The 16737-nt window shown below is 66.8% G+C and carries 15 protein-coding genes; 1 reads left to right on the forward strand and 14 read right to left on the reverse strand.

The window, feature by feature from the left end:
* Window positions 1-21 precede the first annotated feature (21 nt).
* The 9 genes from U1872_RS18800 to U1872_RS18840 all read right to left on the reverse strand — a co-directional run bounded on the left by U1872_RS18800 (window position 22) and on the right by U1872_RS18840 (window position 5850).
* On the reverse strand, window positions 22-168 hold the full coding sequence (locus U1872_RS18800) for a hypothetical protein (RefSeq protein WP_157134567.1): 147 nt from the start codon (window positions 166-168) through the stop codon (window positions 22-24).
* 81 nt (window positions 169-249) lie between these two features.
* A complete protein-coding gene (miaB, locus tag U1872_RS18805; protein ID WP_332794455.1) occupies window positions 250-1584 on the reverse strand; it encodes a tRNA (N6-isopentenyl adenosine(37)-C2)-methylthiotransferase MiaB in 1335 nt (444 codons plus the stop codon).
* A gap of 45 nt (window positions 1585-1629) precedes the next feature.
* Entirely contained in the window at window positions 1630-2547 is a 918-nt protein-coding gene (locus tag U1872_RS18810) for a lysophospholipid acyltransferase family protein (RefSeq protein WP_332794456.1), read from the reverse strand.
* Window positions 2531-2953: a Fur family transcriptional regulator gene (locus tag U1872_RS18815; protein ID WP_133186729.1), complete on the reverse strand. Its 423-nt coding sequence runs from the start codon at window positions 2951-2953 to the stop codon at window positions 2531-2533. The genes U1872_RS18810 and U1872_RS18815 overlap by 17 nt, the downstream gene beginning before the upstream one ends.
* Window positions 2954-3062: 109 nt before the next feature.
* Window positions 3063-3482 carry a Ros/MucR family transcriptional regulator gene (locus tag U1872_RS18820; RefSeq protein WP_332794457.1) on the reverse strand — a complete coding sequence of 140 codons (420 nt, stop codon included), beginning with the start codon at window positions 3480-3482 and terminating at the stop codon, window positions 3063-3065.
* Between the two features lie 108 nt (window positions 3483-3590).
* The gene (locus U1872_RS18825; RefSeq protein ID WP_332794458.1) at window positions 3591-4064 is read right to left on the reverse strand and encodes a GNAT family N-acetyltransferase; all 474 of its coding nucleotides are present in this window, start codon (window positions 4062-4064) and stop codon (window positions 3591-3593) included.
* Window positions 4061-4681 (reverse strand): tRNA (adenosine(37)-N6)-threonylcarbamoyltransferase complex dimerization subunit type 1 TsaB, encoded by a 621-nt coding sequence (tsaB, locus tag U1872_RS18830; RefSeq protein WP_332794459.1) that lies wholly within the window; start codon window positions 4679-4681, stop codon window positions 4061-4063. Before tsaB ends, U1872_RS18825 begins: the two co-directional genes overlap by 4 nt.
* Window positions 4682-4689: 8 nt before the next feature.
* Entirely contained in the window at window positions 4690-5277 is a 588-nt protein-coding gene (locus tag U1872_RS18835) for a malonic semialdehyde reductase (protein ID WP_332794460.1), read from the reverse strand.
* On the reverse strand, window positions 5278-5850 hold the full coding sequence (locus U1872_RS18840) for a NifU family protein (RefSeq protein WP_332794508.1): 573 nt from the start codon (window positions 5848-5850) through the stop codon (window positions 5278-5280).
* A gap of 137 nt (window positions 5851-5987) precedes the next feature.
* Between U1872_RS18840 and U1872_RS18845 the strand changes: the two genes are divergently transcribed.
* Window positions 5988-8894: a M16 family metallopeptidase gene (locus U1872_RS18845; RefSeq protein WP_332794461.1), complete on the forward strand. Its 2907-nt coding sequence runs from the start codon at window positions 5988-5990 to the stop codon at window positions 8892-8894.
* Between the two features lie 323 nt (window positions 8895-9217).
* Here the strand turns inward: U1872_RS18845 and U1872_RS18850 are convergent, their stop codons facing one another.
* The 5 genes from U1872_RS18850 to U1872_RS18870 form a co-directional block, all read right to left on the reverse strand.
* Entirely contained in the window at window positions 9218-9346 is a 129-nt protein-coding gene (locus U1872_RS18850) for a hypothetical protein (RefSeq protein ID WP_332794462.1), read from the reverse strand.
* Entirely contained in the window at window positions 9346-11736 is a 2391-nt protein-coding gene (locus U1872_RS18855; protein ID WP_332794463.1) for a putative bifunctional diguanylate cyclase/phosphodiesterase, read from the reverse strand. The genes U1872_RS18850 and U1872_RS18855 overlap by 1 nt, the downstream gene beginning before the upstream one ends.
* A 265-nt stretch (window positions 11737-12001) precedes the next feature.
* Window positions 12002-13795: an AMP-dependent synthetase/ligase gene (locus U1872_RS18860; protein ID WP_332794464.1), complete on the reverse strand. Its 1794-nt coding sequence runs from the start codon at window positions 13793-13795 to the stop codon at window positions 12002-12004.
* Window positions 13796-13861: 66 nt separating this feature from the next.
* Window positions 13862-15622, reverse strand: a complete 1761-nt coding sequence (gene ggt / locus U1872_RS18865; protein ID WP_332794465.1) for a gamma-glutamyltransferase — start codon at window positions 15620-15622, stop codon at window positions 13862-13864.
* A gap of 31 nt (window positions 15623-15653) precedes the next feature.
* A complete protein-coding gene (locus tag U1872_RS18870; RefSeq protein ID WP_332794466.1) occupies window positions 15654-16694 on the reverse strand; it encodes a quinone-dependent dihydroorotate dehydrogenase in 1041 nt (346 codons plus the stop codon).
* Window positions 16695-16737: the final 43 nt, after the last annotated feature.

Genomic DNA, 16737 nt, shown 5'->3' on the forward strand with positions numbered 1-16737 from the left:
CGCGGGGGCGGCGCGCGAGGATCAGCGGCGCAGGCCGATCCGTTCGAGCACGATGCGACCGCCCGACAGCAGGATCATGCCGACGCCTGCCGCGATATAGACCCACAAAGCCGCCGGATTGCGCTTCCACTGCGGCGGCACGAGCTCGGTCGGGGCGGGTTTCGGCATGCGCTGGGTTTTGCGCTTTTTGGGCGCGCGTGTCGAGAGGCGCTTCTTTTCTAAGCCCTCCCGCGAAGGCGGGAGAGGGCTTTAGGAAGAAGAAGAGGGGAGGAGGCCGAGCATCGAGTTCGCGCCCGCTTCGGCGAGCGTCACTTCGACGAGGTCGCCGATCGCCGCATCGCTCACCAGATGGACCGATTGCAACCACGGGCTCTTGCCGATCAGCTGGCCGGCCAACTTGCCGGTGCGCTCCATCAAAACCTGGCAGGTCTGTCCGACGGTCGCCGCGTTGAACGCCGCCTGGTCGCGGTTGAGCGCGGCCTGGAGGCGCTGGAGGCGGTCATCCATCACGTCTTCGGGGACTTGATCGCCCATCGTCGCGGCGGGGGTGCCGGGGCGCGGGCTGTATTTGAAGCTGTACGCCTGCGCATAGCCGACCGCATCGACCAGGCTCAGCGTCTCGAGGAAATCGGCCTCGGTCTCGCCGGGGAAGCCGACGATGAAATCGCCCGACAGCGCGATGTCGGGTCGTGCGGCGCGGACACGGTCGAGGATGCGCAGGTATGAGTCGCGGCTGTGGCTGCGGTTCATCGCCTTGAGGATGCGGTCGCTGCCCGCCTGCACCGGCAGATGCAGGAACGGCATCAACTTCTCGACGCTCGCATGCGCGTCGATCAGCCCCTGCGTCATGTCGTTGGGGTGGCTCGTCGTATAGCGGATCCGCGCGAGGCCGGGGATCGCATCGAGCGCGGCGATCAGGTCGTGCAGCCCGCGCGCGCCATCGCTCCAGGCGTTGACGTTCTGCCCGAGCAGCGTGAGCTCGCGCGCGCCCGCGTCGACCAGTGCCTTGGCCTCTTCGACGATCTGGCCCCAGCGCCGCGAAACTTCGCCGCCACGCGTATAAGGCACGACGCAATAGGTGCAGAATTTATCGCAGCCTTCCTGCACCGTCAGGAACGCGCTCGGCGGCACGCGACGGCGCGCGGGGAGGTGGCCGAACTTGAGATCGACCGGCATGTCGGTATCGAGCGCCGCCTCGCCGCGCGCGGCTTTTGCCACGAGGTCGGGCAGGTTGTGATAGGCTTGCGGGCCGACGACGACGTCGACCTTGGCGCGGCGCACGATCTCGGCGCCCTCGGCTTGCGCGACGCAGCCGGCGACCGCGATCATCGGGGTGCGGCCCTGCTTGCCGGCATCCTTGCGCAGCCGGCCGATGTCCGAATAGACCTTCTCGGTCGCGCGCTCGCGGATGTGGCACGTGTTGAGCACCACCAGATCGGCGTCCTTGGGATCGACTTGCGTCAGACCCTGCGCGGCCATCAGCTCGCCCATGCGGTCGCCGTCATAGACGTTCATCTGGCAGCCGAACGATTTTACGGCGTACGTCTTGGGGGCGGCCTTGGGGGCGGTGGTGGCGTCTGACATGATCGGCGGCGCTATAGGCGCAAAAGCCGCGGGGCAGAACCCCTGCTAGGCGTCCGGCGCGGGTCGGTCGATTCCGGCGGCGATCGCGGTTGGAAGCGTGGCGCCTTTGCCCGCCCAGGCGTCATGCCCGACGAACGGCGGGACCGGCCCGCACATCACCACCGACAGCGCCGCTTCGATCCGGCGCTTGCTCTCGGCCGCGATCAGCTTGCGGCCTGGAAAATCGCGCGGGTAGAAGGGCTCGAGAAAGTGCACCGCGACGCGAAACCGGTCCTTGCGCGCCAGCAGCCGCATCGCATTGGCCTTGCCGGTCTCGTCGCCGATCCACGCGATGTCGGCGCCGACCGGGCCGTAATCGAGCAGCACGGGCTGCACCATCACGCCCGGCGGCGGCGGCTCGAGCACCTTGAGCATCGGCGTCTTGAACGGCAGCAGCGAGCGGCCGTCGGTGGTCGTGCCTTCGGGAAACACCGTGACCGACCAATTCTCGGCAAGCGTCTCGCGCAGCGCGTTGATCTGCTCGGCCACCCCAAGGCGATCCTCGCGTGCGACGAACACGGTGCGGTTGAGCGTCGACAGCCAGCCGACGACGGGCGCCTCGCGGATCTCGGCCTTGGCGACGAAGGCTGTTCCGCTCGCGCCGGCGATCGCGAGGATGTCGATCCAACTGACGTGGTTGGCAATGTAGAAGACGTCGCGCTTGAGCGGCACGCCGACGACGCGCACGCGTGCACCGCAGATCCGCGCCGCCGTGCCGAGAAACAGCCGCGGCCACGGCGAGGAGAGCCGCACCGTCCGCCACAGATAATGTAACGGGATGGCGAGCAGCAAGGTCAGCCCGAGCAAACCCACGCGTGTCCACAGCCGGATCCAGCCGAGCCAGCCGATCGGGGGCGGGCGACCGGCGGCCGCATCGGCCCGCGCGGAGGCGCGAGCCGCAGCCGCTTCAGCTCTTGCGGTCAAGGACGACGCCGTACAATTCCATGCGGTGATCGACCAGCCGGAAGCCGAGCCGCTCGGCGATCGCCTTCTGCAATTGCTCGAGCTCGGGGTCGACGAATTCGATGACCTTGCCGGTCTCGACGTCGATCAGATGGTCGTGATGCGCCTCGGGCGCGGGCTCGTAGCGCGAACGGCCGTCGCCGAAATCGTGACGGTCCAGGATGCCGGCTTCCTCGAACAGGCGGACCGTACGATACACCGTCGCGATCGAAATGCCCGGATCGATCGCCGAGGCGCGCTCATAGACCTTCTCGACATCGGGATGGTCTTCGGCATCCGACAGCACGCGGGCGATCACGCGACGCTGGTCGGTGATGCGCAGGCCCTTTTCGGCGCAGAGGGCTTCGAGATCAATGTGACGCGGCATGCCGTCGATGTAGGCGCTTCGCGCTTGTTGCGAAAGAGGATAGTGAGTCGCAACAAGCCGGCGCGGCCGGGGTCCGCTCCTCCCGGCACGGGAGGGGCGGACCGTCAGTTCAGCGTGCGGTCTTGCGGCGCGTGGTGCCCAGGCCAATCTTCTTGGCGAGGGTGCGGCGCTGCTCCGCGTAATTCGGCGCGACCATCGGATAATCGGCAGGAAGATTCCACTTCGTGCGATATTGTTCGGGGGTCATTTGATAATGCGTCATCAGATGACGCTTGAGCATCTTCAGCTTCTTGCCGTCTTCGAGGCAGATGATGAAGTCGGGCTTGATCGACGAACGGACCGAAACGGCCGGCTCCTGCTTGATCGTTTCGACCGGCGCCGGGCCACCAAGGCCCGAAAGCGCGCCATGAACGTTGGCGATCAGCACCGGCAGATCCGAAACTGCGACGCTATTGTTGCTGACGTGGGCTGCGACAATGTCGGCAGTGAGCGTGATCAGGGTTTCCTGAAGCTCGTTCAATACGTCCATACTAATCCTTTCGGTCCAAATTGGACGGCGATTACATACCGTCCGAGGGCGGGCCTATCGTCGCTCCGTTGACGCAGTGCAAGCAGTATTCGTTGTATGACAAGAACGTTAGGATAGATCGCGGCGATAGGTCAGCGCATCGAAAGTCTGTCCGGCAGGCCCATGATAGTAATCACGCCGGTGTCCAACCTTGATGAAGCCCTCGGATTGATACAATTTAATTGCTTCATTTCCTTGGCGAACCTCAAGATGCAGCGACTTGGCCGACTGCGTTACGGCATCGGCGATGACCGCGCGCAATAACGCCGCCGCGACGCCACGACGCCGAAAGGACGGGGCGGTCGCAAGCAATAATAGCTCAGCTTCGTCGAGCACGCAGCGCGACAAGGCGAACCCGGCACACTCTCCGCCGAGCGCGGCGATCGTCAGCCACACGCCGGGCATCGCCATCAGGCCGAGCACCTGGTTGTGCGTCCACGCCTCGCCAAAACGGGTATCGAAGGCTGCCTGCATCACGCGATCGACCAACGGCAGGTCGGCAACCGCGCCGCTGCGCAGGTCGATTCCCATTACCGTGCTCATGCCGGTACAGCCTGCGGGATCGCATCGGGGGCGCGACCGTAGATCGGTTTCGGCGCGAGTGCCCGCAGCGCGGGCGGCAGCAGCGCGGCATCGACCGCGGCGGGCAAGCGCTCGTCGACGCGCAGATCGGACGCAAGCGCCGTGAGAAAGCGCACGCCGTTGCCGACCGCCAGCCGTCCGGCCAACGCCGCGAGCGCCGCCTCGGGGCGCAGCGCCTGGAAGGGACCGGTGTCGCGCAATGGGGTGGTATATCCTTGCATGAAGACTTCGCCATGCCCCCCTTCGAGGACGATCGCAAGCGGATCGGCAGAGCCCTGCGCGAACGCCGCGGCGGCCAGTGCGGCGAGCGACGAATAGCCTGACAGCGCGGCGCCCCAGCCCAGCGCGAGCCCGCGCGCAGCGGCGATCCCGACGCGGATGCCGGTGAAGCTGCCGGGGCCGCAATCGACCAAGATCTGCTCGGCGCGGCCGCCACCCGGCAAGGCGGCGATCATCGGGATCAGCCGCTCGGCATGGCCACGCCCCACGATGTCATGCGCATGCGCGACGACCGCGTCACCGTCGAGCAAGGCGACCGAGCAGGCGGCGGTCGCGGTTTCGATGACGAGCGTGCGCAAGCCGGGCGTCAGGCGAGCGCGTTGAACTTTTCGAACGCCGGGCGGGGCAGGCGTCCGAACACCGTCGCAGGGTCGCCATGACCGAGCGTCGAGATGAAGTTGGTCGTCACCGCCGGCGTGTCGGCGAAGAAGGCGGCATTGACCGCTTTGGCGTCGAAGCCCGACATCGGCCCGGTATCGAAGCCGAGCGCACGCGCCGCGATGATGAAATAGGCGCCCTGCAGCGTCGAGTTGCGGAACGCCGACTCTGCGCGCGCAGTGTCGTTGGCGAACCACGGCCGCGCATCGACGTGCGGGAACAGTTCGGGGAGATGGTCATGGAAGTTGCCGTCCATGCCGATGATCACGGTGACCGGCGCGTTCAGCACCTTCGGCGCGTTCTGCGCCGAGCAGGCGGCAGCAAGCTTGGCCTTGGCCGCTTCGCTGGTCACCCAGACCATCCGCGCGGGCAACTGGTTGGCCGACGTCGGCCCCCACTTCATCAGGTCCCAGATCGCGTGGAGATCGCTCTCGCTGACCGGTGCATCGGTATAGCCGTTGAAGCTGCGCGCGGTGCGGAAGATCTGGTCGAGGGCTTGGTCGGGGATCGCGGTCATTTATACGGCTCGCACTTCGGTGACTTCGGGGACGTAATATTTGAGCAACTGCTCGATCCCGTTCTTGAGCGTCGCGCTCGACGACGGGCAGCCGGCGCACGCGCCCTGCATCGCGAGGAACACCTTGCCCTTGTCGAAGCCGCGATAGACGATGTCGCCACCGTCGTTCGCCACCGCCGGGCGGATGCGCGTCTCGATCAGATCCTTGATCTGCGCGACGATGTCGGCGTCGGCCGGATCGTCGTTGAACGAATCCTCGGCGGGCACCGCGATCGCGCCGGCATTGCCGGGCTTGAACAAAGGCATGCCGGCGCTGAAATGATCGACCAGCAGGCCGAGCACGTCGGGCTTGAGGCTCGCCCATTCGCTTCCCGGCGCCGCGGTGACCGAGACGAAGTCGCGCCCGAAGAACACGCCGGTCACGTCGCCGAGCCCGAACAGCGCCTCGGCGAGCGGCGAGGCCTCGGCCTCTTCCGGCGTGACGAAGTCGCGCGTCCCCGCCTCCATCACGGTGCGATTGGGCAGGAATTTGAGCGTCGCCGGGTTGGGCGTTGTTTCGGTCTCGATCAGCATGGCTGGCATGTGGCGCCGTGGAGGGGTGAGCGCAAGGTGCGAAGTGCGTCGCTCTGGTGGAACCGCCGCGCGTCGGCGGCGGGCGGGGCGCGGCGCGAACGCTGGCGGAGCGGGGATTCGCCCGCTATCTAGGGGCGATGATCGCCCCATCGCGTATGACGCGCTTCGCCTTTGCTTCCCTTCTGGTGCTTGCCACCGTGCCGCAGGTGCTGGCGCAGACCGCACCCGCCGCACCTGCTGCTGCCGCGGCTCCTGCCGCACCCGCCGCCGATAGCGCGATCGCCAGCCGCGCGCCGTGGCTCTACAAGGGCAGCGACATCACGCCCGATCCCGCGTGGCATTTCGGCACGCTCAAGAACGGCCTGCGCTATGCCGTGCGCAAGAATGGCGTGCCGCCCGGGCAGATCTCGATGCGCGTGCGGATCGACGCGGGCTCGCTCTATGAGGATGACAGCGAGCGCGGCTTCGCACATCTGATCGAGCATCTCTCGTTCCGCGGCTCGGAATATGTCCCCGACGGCGAGGCCAAGCGGATCTGGCAGCGGATGGGCACGACCTTCGGCTCGGACACCAACGCGCAGACGACGACGACGCAGACCGTCTACAAGCTGGATTTGCCGAGCGCGACCGCCGCCGGGATCGACGAGAGCCTCAAGATTTTGTCGGGCATGGTCTCCAAGCCCAACATCACCGCCGCCGCGCTCAATGCCGAACGCCCCGCGGTGCTGGCCGAACAGCGCGAGCAGCCCGGGCCGCAGGTGCGCGTGATCGATGCGCTCAACGCGACTTTCTTCGCCGGGCAGCCGCTCGCCGACCGCTCGCCGATTGGCCACGTCAAGGAACTCGAGGCGGCCACCGCCGCCTCGGTCAAGGCGTTCCACGACCGCTGGTATCGCCCCGAGCGCGCGCTGGTGGTGATCGCCGGCGATTTCGATCCCGACCAATTGGAAGCGATGGTCGCCAAGAATTTCGGCGGGTGGAAGGGCGTCGGCCCCAATCCCGCCGACCCCGATTTCGGCCAGCCCGACCCCAAGCAGACCACCACCAAGGCGGTGGTCGAGCCCGGCATCCCGACGCGGATCGAGATGGCGATCGTGCGGCCGTGGCACTTCAATGACGATACGATCGTCTTCAACCAGAAGCGGCTCGCCGATTTCATCGCGCTGGCGGTGATCAACCGGCGGCTCGAGACGCGCGCGCGCTCGGGCGGCAGCTATATCGCCGCGGCGGTGCGGCTCGACGATCCGTCGCGCTCGGCCAATGGGACGTTCGTGACGATCCTGCCGGTCGGCTCGGCGTGGGACCCCGCGCTGAAGGACGTGCGTGCGGTGATCGCCGACGCGCAGGCCTCGGCGCCGACCAAGGCCGAGATCGAGCGCGAGCTCGCCGAGCAGCGCGTGTCGTTCAAGACCCAGGTCGACACTTACCGCGCCGAAGCCGGCAGCAAGGAAGCCGACGACATGGTCCAGGCGCTCGACATTCGCGAGACGACGACCTCGCCAGCGGTGATCCAGAAGGTGTTCGAGGATGCCGAGAAGAAGGGCTTCTTCACCCCCGACAAGATCCTCGCTTCGACCAAGCGGCTGTTCCAGGGCACCGCGACGCGCGCGCTGATCTCGACCCCGACCGCCGAGCCCGGCATCGAGGGTGCGCTCGCCAACGCGCTGAAGGTCGACGTGAAGGGTCTCGCCGGCAAGCGCACGCGGCAGGCAAACGTCAGCTTCGCCAACCTTCCCAAATTGGGGCCGCCGGCAACGATCGTCTCGAACACGCCGATCAAAGAATTCGAGATGCAGGAATATAATCTGTCGAACGGCGTGCGCGTGCTCGTCTATCCGACCACGTCGGAGGACAGCCGCGTCTATGTCCGCGTGCGCTTCGGGGCCGGCTACAACGCCTTGCCCGCGACCAAGGAGACGCCGGCATGGGCCGCCGATCTGGCGCTGACCGCGGGCGGGATCGGCAAGCTCAACCAGGGCGATCTCGACGCGCTGACCTCGGGGCGGCGGATCGGGCTCGATTTCGGGATCGACGAGGATGCCTTCACCTTCAACGCGCTGACGTCGCCGGCCGATCTCGGCGACCAGCTGCAGCTGATCGCCTCGGCGCTGACCGCGCCGGGCTGGGACCCGGCGCCGGTGCTGCGCGCGCGCAGCGTCGCGGTGTCGGCTTATGCCGGGTATAACAGCTCGGCGACGGGCGTGCTGTCGCGCGATCTCGACCGGCTGCTGCGCGATGGCGATCCGCGCTGGGGCACGCCGAGCCTCGCCGCGATCCAGGCGACGACGCCCGAGGCGTTCCGCGGCCTGTGGGAGCCGTTGCTCAAGACCGGCCCGATCGAGGTGATGGTGTTCGGCGACATCAAGGCCGATGCCGCGATCGCCGCGGTGCAGAAGACGATCGGCGCGCTGCCGCCGCGCACCACCGCGCCCGTCGTCTCGCCGCCGCCGCATTTCCCCGCGCACAACCAGACGCCGGTGACGCGCACGCATGACGGCCCGCCCAACCAGGCGGCGGCGGTGATCGCCTGGCCGACCGGCGGCGGCGTCGCCGGCCTGAGCGAGGCGCGGCGGCTCGAGGTGCTCGCGGCGATCTTCAGCGACCGGCTGTTCGACCGGCTGCGCTCGCGCGACGGCGCCAGCTACAGCCCGAACGTGTCGAGCGACTGGCCGACGGGTTTTCCGAGCGGCGGCAAGATGGTCGCGATCGGCCAGGTGACGCCCGAGAACATCCCGCTCTTCTTCAAGCTCTCGCGCGAGATCGCCGCCGAACTGGTGGCCAAGCCGGTCGATGCGGACGAACTGAAGCGCACGATCGGGCCGATGCAGCAATCGATCCAGCGGCAGTCGACGGGCAATCAGTTCTGGATGAACCAGCTCGACGGCGCGACTCGCGAGCCGGCGCGGATCACCGCGCTGATGCATCTCTATTCGGACATCACCAACATGACCGCGGCGGAGCTGCAGGAGACCGCGGCCAAGTATCTGCGGCCCGACAAGGACTGGACGTTGCAGGTGGTGCCGGCGAGCGAAGCCAAGAAATAGCGAAGCTATTTCGCGGCCGCGCCAGCGGCGAGCCCGGCCGGCGGCGCTACAGCGCCGACCGACGGCGCGGCTTTGCCGCGACGCGACGTGCTCGACGCGCTCGACAGGTCGACACCGCCGCCCGAACGAACCCGCGCGTTCGTTTCCGTTTGCCCAGGAATACCCGTGCGACGCCGACGATGTCCAAAGAGCGCGCTAGGCGCATCACGCGCCCGACGATGTCGGACAGCGCACTCTCGCGCGTCGGTCGTCCGTCGGCACCGGAGCCTTGCCCGCAGGCCGCCAAAGGTCCAGCATTCCCCGATGACCGAAGCGCATGACCTTCAACCGGCAGCGACCGGCCGGACGCCAGGAGCCGAAGTCTCGATCAGGATCGGGACGCGGGCGAGCCTCGATGCCAAGATCAGCAGCGCGGGGCTGCTTTCGGGCATCGTGCTGTCGGTATCGGTCATCACCCCCGCCGCCGTGCAGGATTGCCGAGGTCGGCAGTCATGGGAACTGTGGACAGTTTTTCCGGCCGTCCAAAGTAATAGCCTTGCAACTGGCTGCACCCCATCAACGTCATTGCCGTCGCCTGGCTTGCGGTTTCCACGCCTTCAGCGGTGGTCTCCACTCCTAGGCTCTCGGCCAGCGTCAAGATGGCGCGAACGATCGCTTTGCTCTCGCGCTCGCCGCTGGCGGCCGCGCGCACGAAACTCTGGTCGATCTTGATCTTAGCAAACTGCGTCCGGCTGAGATAGCCGAACGAGGAATAACCCCTGCCGAAATCATCAAGCACCAGCCGCACACCTAAGGCGCGCAAATTGCTCAGCAATTCTAACGTCGTCGAATTCTCCCCGATGAAGATCCTCTCAGTGACCTCCAACTCCAGTCGACCCGGCTCGAGCCCGCTTGTTGCCAGGGCCGAGATGACGCTGTTGGCGAGGGTCGATCCGGTCAACTGGGCGACCGACACATTGACGGCGACGCGGATGTTGGACGGCCAGATCGCAGCGTCGGCGCAGGCCTGCCGAATCACCCAATTGCCGATCTGCCCGATCAGGCCCAAATCCTCGACAATTGGAATGAAACGGTCGGGCGGAACCGATCCGCGTTCGGGATGATCCCAGCGCAGCAGCGCCTCCCGCCCGACAAGCTGTCCCGAAGCCGATTCAATTATCGGCTGATACACAAGCGACAGTTGTCCGTCTGCCAGCGCCGACCGAACATCGGCCTCAAACAGCCGGTCGGCCTGTGCCGCCTCGAGCATCTGCGGCTGATAGAAGGAGTAGGTTCCGCGGCCCGCGTCCTTGGCGCTGTATAGCGACAGGTCGGCGCTCCGCAGGAGGGTCAGATCGTCGTCCCCGTCGTCGGGACCTCGAGCGATACCGATCGACGCGCCAATCTGCAGTCGCGCCTCGCCTATCTGGTAAGGCGCCGAAAGCGCCGCAATGATCGTGCTGGCGAGATTGCCGACGTCACGGTTATCCCGTCCAGCGCTGATGACGATCGCGAATTCGTCGCCGCCGAGTCGCCCTACCTGGCCCCAGTCGTGGGCCGCCTGCTCCAGCCGTCGCGCGACGAGCACGAGCAATTGGTCTCCGATCGCATGGCCTAGCGAGTCGTTGACATGCTTGAAACGGTCGAGATCGACCAGAAGTAGGATCGCTTCGGCCGTCGTCTTACCGTGGGCCTGAGACGCGTGACGCAACAACGCTTCTTCGATAATCTCCCGGATCAACAGCCGATTGGCAAGGCCGGTCAGGGGATCGCGGCGAGCCGAACCGACTGAGTCATTGCCGGTCAAACGGGTCTCGGTAATGTCCGATCCTACGCCGCGCCACCCCCTCAGTTGGCCCTGCTCGCCAACCAACGGGATAGCCGACAGCGACCACCAGCGAGTGCCTCCGAACACCGGGATAGCCAAATCGCGAAACGCGATGCCCGCGCGTACGTGCTCCAGTAGCGTCCGCATGCCCGACGATCGCAATGCTGCCTGCCCAAATGGGTCCAGGACGTCGCTCGCGAGCTTGCCGACCGGGCTGCCATGCTTTGACCCGATTGCCGCGACCATCGCATCCGACATTGCGACGATGCGTTGATCCGCGTCCATCTCCCACAGCCAATCGCTTCCGCTCGCACCGAGCTCGCGCAGTAATTCGATTATCCGACTTTTTTCTCGGGATTGGGATACTGCGTAGAAGTGGTCGTTGAACCTTCGCCATGCGGCTAGAGAAGCTGCGCTGATCGTCAACGTGACCGATAGGGATAAGGCCGCCAAGGCGGGTTGCCCCATGATACCGTAGATCGCGGTCGTTCCGAGCGCGATAGTCCACACAAAGGTCATGGCCGCCGTTGGAACACTCGCCAACGTCATGCTCCCGCCGCATATCAAGCCGGTTAACATCAAGCAGAATGTCAGGCGGACATGCGCGTCGCCGTGTATCGACCAGATCAAGCCGGGCACGAGATAGATCAACGCGCCGATCAATGAACCAAGCGCAAGTCGCCAAGGCTGATTTGCCAATATCGTTAAGCGACACTGCTTGGCTAAAAACCATTTCGCGCGCAAGTAGCGGAACGCTGCGTAGCCCGTCATCAGACCCAGCCAAGGCACCAGATTAGCTAAGCTGATGCTGGAGGCCAGCGACCACGCCGTTAGGATCGCGCACAGCAATGATGAAGCAGCACTGATCGGCAAGAGGCGAACCAGCTCGATGATTTGCGAGCGAGCAAGCTCTTCATTGTAGCCACTTCCTTGCGAAGCGGCATAGAATAGACGCCCAATCCCAACAATCTCATCGTCATTTTCGAAACTGATGATATCACGCGACAAAGATTTGAGTTTCTCCTGATCGGGCATTAGATCATTGTAGGCCACCTGCGCTGAAAAGTGCTAAAGCCAAGGAGATTTGTTTCGGGCCATTGCACGTGCGGGCGGCGTCACGTCTTTCGCCGTTGGGGTGCCGTCCTTGGTCGGCTAGGGAAGCGGCCCAAAAGGAGTAAGCACTAGCAGATTGTGGTACCCGCACGTTCGTTGCCAATTGCCGGTTTCGATGATGCCCGCCTGAAAGCGGTCTGTCGCCTTCCCACCAGTTCAAGACATTTGCCAAATCGCGCCGCCCCGCTCACGCCTTGTACAACCCCTCCAGCCGCGCGCCGTAGACGTTCTTCAGCACATGTCGCCGGATCTTCAGCGACGGCGTGAGCTGCTCATTCTCGATCGCGAACGGCTCGTCGGCGAGGACGAAGCGGCGGACGCGCTCGGTCACCGACAGATCCTTGTTCACCCGCTCGACCGCTTGCCCGAGCGCGGTGCGATATTCGCTATTCTCGGCGAGGAGGGCGAAGTTGCAGGCATTGCCCTCGCGCGCGCACCATTGCTGGGTCCATTCGGGATCGGGCACGATCACCGCGACCATGTACGGGCGACGGTCGCCGAACAGCATCGCCTGCGCGATCTCGGGCTGGAGCGTGAGCATCCCCTCGACCTTTTGCGGCGCGACATTCTCGCCCTTGTCGTTGACGAGGATGTCCTTCTTGCGATCGGTGATCTGGATCCGCCCCTTGGGGTCGATCAGCCCGATGTCGCCAGTGTGGAGCCAGCCATCCTTGAGCACGCGCGCCGTCTCGGCCGGGTTGCGCCAATAGCCGTGCATCACGAGCTCGCCGCGCACCAGGATCTCGCCATCCTCTGCGATGCGGACTTCGGTGTTGGGCATCGGCGGGCCGACGGTGTCCATCTTGAGCCCGGACTTGGGGCGGTTGCACGAGGTGACGGGGGCCGATTCGGTCTGGCCATAGCCTTGCAGGACGGTGACGCCGATCGCCTCGAAGAAGGTGCCGACCTCGGGCGTCAGCGGCGCGCCGCCCGAGACGAGTGCCTTGATCCGTCCGCCGAAGCGCTGCTGGATCTTGGGGCGCAGCGTTGCGCCGAGCAGCAGGTCCATCGGCTTGTCGAACAGGCTGCCCTTGCCCGCGGCCTTCTTGGCGCCGAGCGCCTGTGCGCGACCGAGCAGATAGGTCGACAGCTTGCCCTGCTTCTCGACCGCTTTCGAAATGCGCGTGCGCAGCAGCTCGAACAGCCGCGGCACGACGATCATCATCGTCGGTCGGACCTCCTCGATATTGGCGGCGAGCTTGTCGAGGCCTTCGCTGTAATAGATTTGCGCGCCCAGGCCGATCGGGAAATATTGCCCGCCGGTATGTTCGTAGGCGTGGCTGAGCGGCAGGAACGACAGGAAGATCTCGTCCTCCCAGCCGAAATCCTCCGAGATGATCGTGCAGCAGCCGCCGACATTGTGGAGGATCGCGCCGTGATGCTGCATCACGCCGCGTGGGCTACCGCCGGTGCCGCTGGTGTAGATCAGGCAGGCGGTGTCGTCGCGCGTCGCGGTGGCGCGCAGGGTCGACGGGTCGGCCGCATGTTCGGCGAGCAGCGTGTTCCATTGGTGGAATTCGAGCGCGCCGGATTGCGTGCTGCGCAGATCCTCGATCCCGATCACGATCTGCGCGGTGTTGGCGCGGATCGCGGCGGGGAGCAGCGTCTTGGCGAGCTTGACGGTCGACACGATCACCGCGCGTGCGCCCGAATTCTCGAGGATGTGGATGTGGTCGCGTTCGGTGTTGGTGGTGTAGGTCGGCACCGTGATGCAGCCCGCCGCCATGATCGCGAGATCGGCGATGCACCATTCGGGGCGGTTTTCGGACACGAGCATCACGCGGTCGCCGGGCTCGAGCCCGATCGCCTTCAGGCCTGCCGTCAGGCTGGCGACCTGCTGCGCTGTCTCGCGCCAGCTGCGCGACACCCACTGGCCGCCCGCCTTGTGCCACAGGAACGGCGCGTCGCCCTTCTCGGCGGCGCGCGCGAGGAACATCGCGACGAGGTTGGGGAAATGTTCGAGGTAGCGGACGTCTGCCATGGATGCTCTCCCGGGGAGGGCCGCGCCGTCTTCGGCTGCGGTTGGACTGGAATGTTTCGGCGAGGCTTATTCGGCGGGCCGGGGGATCGCGCCGGCGCGGACGATCCGCGTGGTCTGCCCGTCCTCGCGGACCGCGACGCCCTCGCTGCGCGGATCGGCGGCGCCGACCCACTGCCCGTCGACTCGTTCGATCGCATTGGCTTTTAGCCCCAATGGCGCGACCTGGATATGCTCGCCGAGTGCCTGGAGCGCGGGGACCATCGCCTCGAGCTGGGTGCCCTTTTCGGCGACGGCGTTGAGCTTGGGCGCATAGAGCAAGCCGAGCGCGATCGCGTCCTGCGCGGGCAACTTCCAGTCGAGCACCGCGACCAGGGCTTTCGCCACCTGCGCGATGATCGTAGACCCACCCGCCGCGCCGAGCGCGATGCGGACCGTGCCGTCGGGGCCGTAGACGATCGTCGGCGCCATCGAGCTGCGCGGGCGCTTGCCGCCCTCGACGCGGTTGGCGACGAGATAGCCGTCCTTGGCGGGGACGAAATCGAAATCGGTGAGCTCGTTGTTGAGCATCACGCCGCCGACCGACAGGCCCGACCCGAAATAGCTCTCGATCGTCGTCGTCACCTCGGCGACGTTGCCGCGCCGGTCGACTGCGACGAGATCGCTCGTGCCGGGCACGTCGGCATTGGGGGCGAGCGTGCGCGGCGGGGCGCCGGGCGGGGTGCCCGCCGTGATGTTGGTCATGCTGCGATCGGGCGAGATCAGCGCCGAGCGCGAGGCGAGATAGGCCGGGTCGAGCAGGCCCTTGGTCGGCACCGTCACATGGTCGGGATCGCCGAGATACAGGTCGCGATCGGCATAAGCGAGCCGTTCGGATTCGGCGAACAGATGCCAGGCGACCGGGCTGTCCTTGCCGAGCGCGGGCATGTCGAAGCGTTCGAGCTGCTTGAGGATCATCAGCACGGCGACCCCGCCCGAGGAGGGCGGGCCCATCCCGCAGACCTTGTAGACACGGTACATCGTGCACAGCGGCGCGCGTTCCTTCGCGCGGTAACCGGCGAGATCGGCGAGCGTCATCTTCGACGGGTTCTGCGCCGCGCCATTGACCGTGCTGACGATCTGCTGCGCGACTGCGCCGGTATAGAAGGCATCGGGGCCGTTGCGCGCGATCGCGCCGAACAGGGCCGCTTGCTCGGGGCTCTTGAGGATCGTGCCGACCGCGAGCGGTTGCCCGGCGGCGTCGAGGAAATGGCCGCGCGCCCACGGGTCGATATGGCGCCCGAAATTGACCAGGCCGTTGTGCAGCCGCGGGGTGATCGCAAAGCCGTCCTGCGCCAGCTTGATCGCGGGGGCGAACAGGCTCGCCCAGGGCAGCTTGCCGTAGCGCTGATGCGCCAGCGCCATCATCCGCAGATTGCCCGGCACGCCGACGCTGCGTCCGCCCGGCACCGCGGCGGTGAAGGGCAGGGGCTTGCCGTCGGGGCCGTAGAACCATTTCGGGTCGGCCGCGGCGGGGGCCGCCTCGCGGCCGTCGAAGCCGGTGATCGCATTGGTCGCGGCGTCGTGATGGAGCATGAAGCTGCCGCCGCCGATGCCGCTATTCTGCGGCTCGACGACGTTGAGTGCGAGCATCGTCGCGATCGCGGCATCGGTCGCGCTGCCGCCCTTGCGCAGGATCTCCGCGCCTGCCGCCGCGGCGCGCGGGTCGGCGGCGCTGACCATGCCGAGCGCGGTGGCGTGCGCCTTCGCCGGAGCGGGGGCGGCGCGTTTCGCCTCGGCCGGCGTCGGCGCAACGAACAACAAGGCAGCGGCGGTAAGCGTTCTGTACATCGCCCGAACGGTAACGGGCGAGGGCGCTACGTCAACCGGTGCCGACCGCCTCGGCGATGCTGGCAAAGCCGTCGCGCGCCAGGTTGGCGGCGAGCCCGCGGACGATGCGGCGGGCGAGGCCCGGCCCCTGGAAGACCAGCGCCGTATAGAGCTGGACGAGGCTCGCCCCCGCGCGGATGCGGGCATAGGCCTCGTCGGCGCTGTCTATCCCGCCGACCGAGACGAGCGGCAGCGTACCGCCGGTCGCCTGGCGGAAGTCGGCGAGCCGCTGGCGCGCGAGGCTGGCGAGCGGTGCGCCCGACAGGCCGCCGCTCTCGCCGGCGTGGCGCGAGGCGAGCGGTGGGCGCGAGATCGTCGTGTTGCTGACGATCAGCGCGTCGATCTGATGCGCGGCGGCGGCGCGCGCGATGAAGTCGATCGCCGACGGGTCGAGATCGGGTGCGACCTTGAGGAACAAGGGCGGCCGCTTGATCGGCGCGCGGCGCGCCTCGTCGGCGGCGGCGAGCAGGTCGAGCAGTTCGTTGCCATGCTGCAGATCGCGCAGGCCCGGCGTGTTGGGCGAGCTGATGTTGATCGTGATATAATCGGCGACCTGCGCGGCGGCGGCGACGCCGTGCGCATAATCGGCGACGCGGTCGGGCGCGTCCTTGTTCGCGCCGACGTTGATGCCGAGCAGCCCGGCGCGCTTCGCCGCGACCGCGCGGGGAAGCGCGGCGGCGATCCCGCCATTGTTGAAGCCCATGCGGTTGATCACCGCCTGGTCCTCGACCAGCCTGAACAGCCGTGGCTGCGGGTTGCCGGGTTGCGGCAGCGGGGTGAGCGTGCCGATCTCGACGCTGCCGAAGCCGAGCGCGAAGAAGCCGTCGATCGCGCGGCCATTCTTGTCGACCCCGGCGGCGAGCCCGACCGGATTGGGGAAGGCGAGACCGGCGACGGTGCTGCGCAGGCTGGCGGGCGGCGTCCCCAAGCGCAGCGGCGCGCGGCTGGCGGTCGCGAGCAAAGTGAGCGTCAGATCATGCGCGTGCTCGGCATCGAGCGCGAACAAGGCGGGGCGGAGCAAGGGGAACAGCATCGTCGCGCCTGATGGCAGCGTGCCGCCGCGCCGTCAAAGCCTG

The sequence above is a fragment of the Parasphingomonas frigoris genome (genome assembly GCF_036663815.1).
Classification (GTDB): Bacteria; Pseudomonadota; Alphaproteobacteria; order Sphingomonadales; family Sphingomonadaceae; genus Sphingomonas.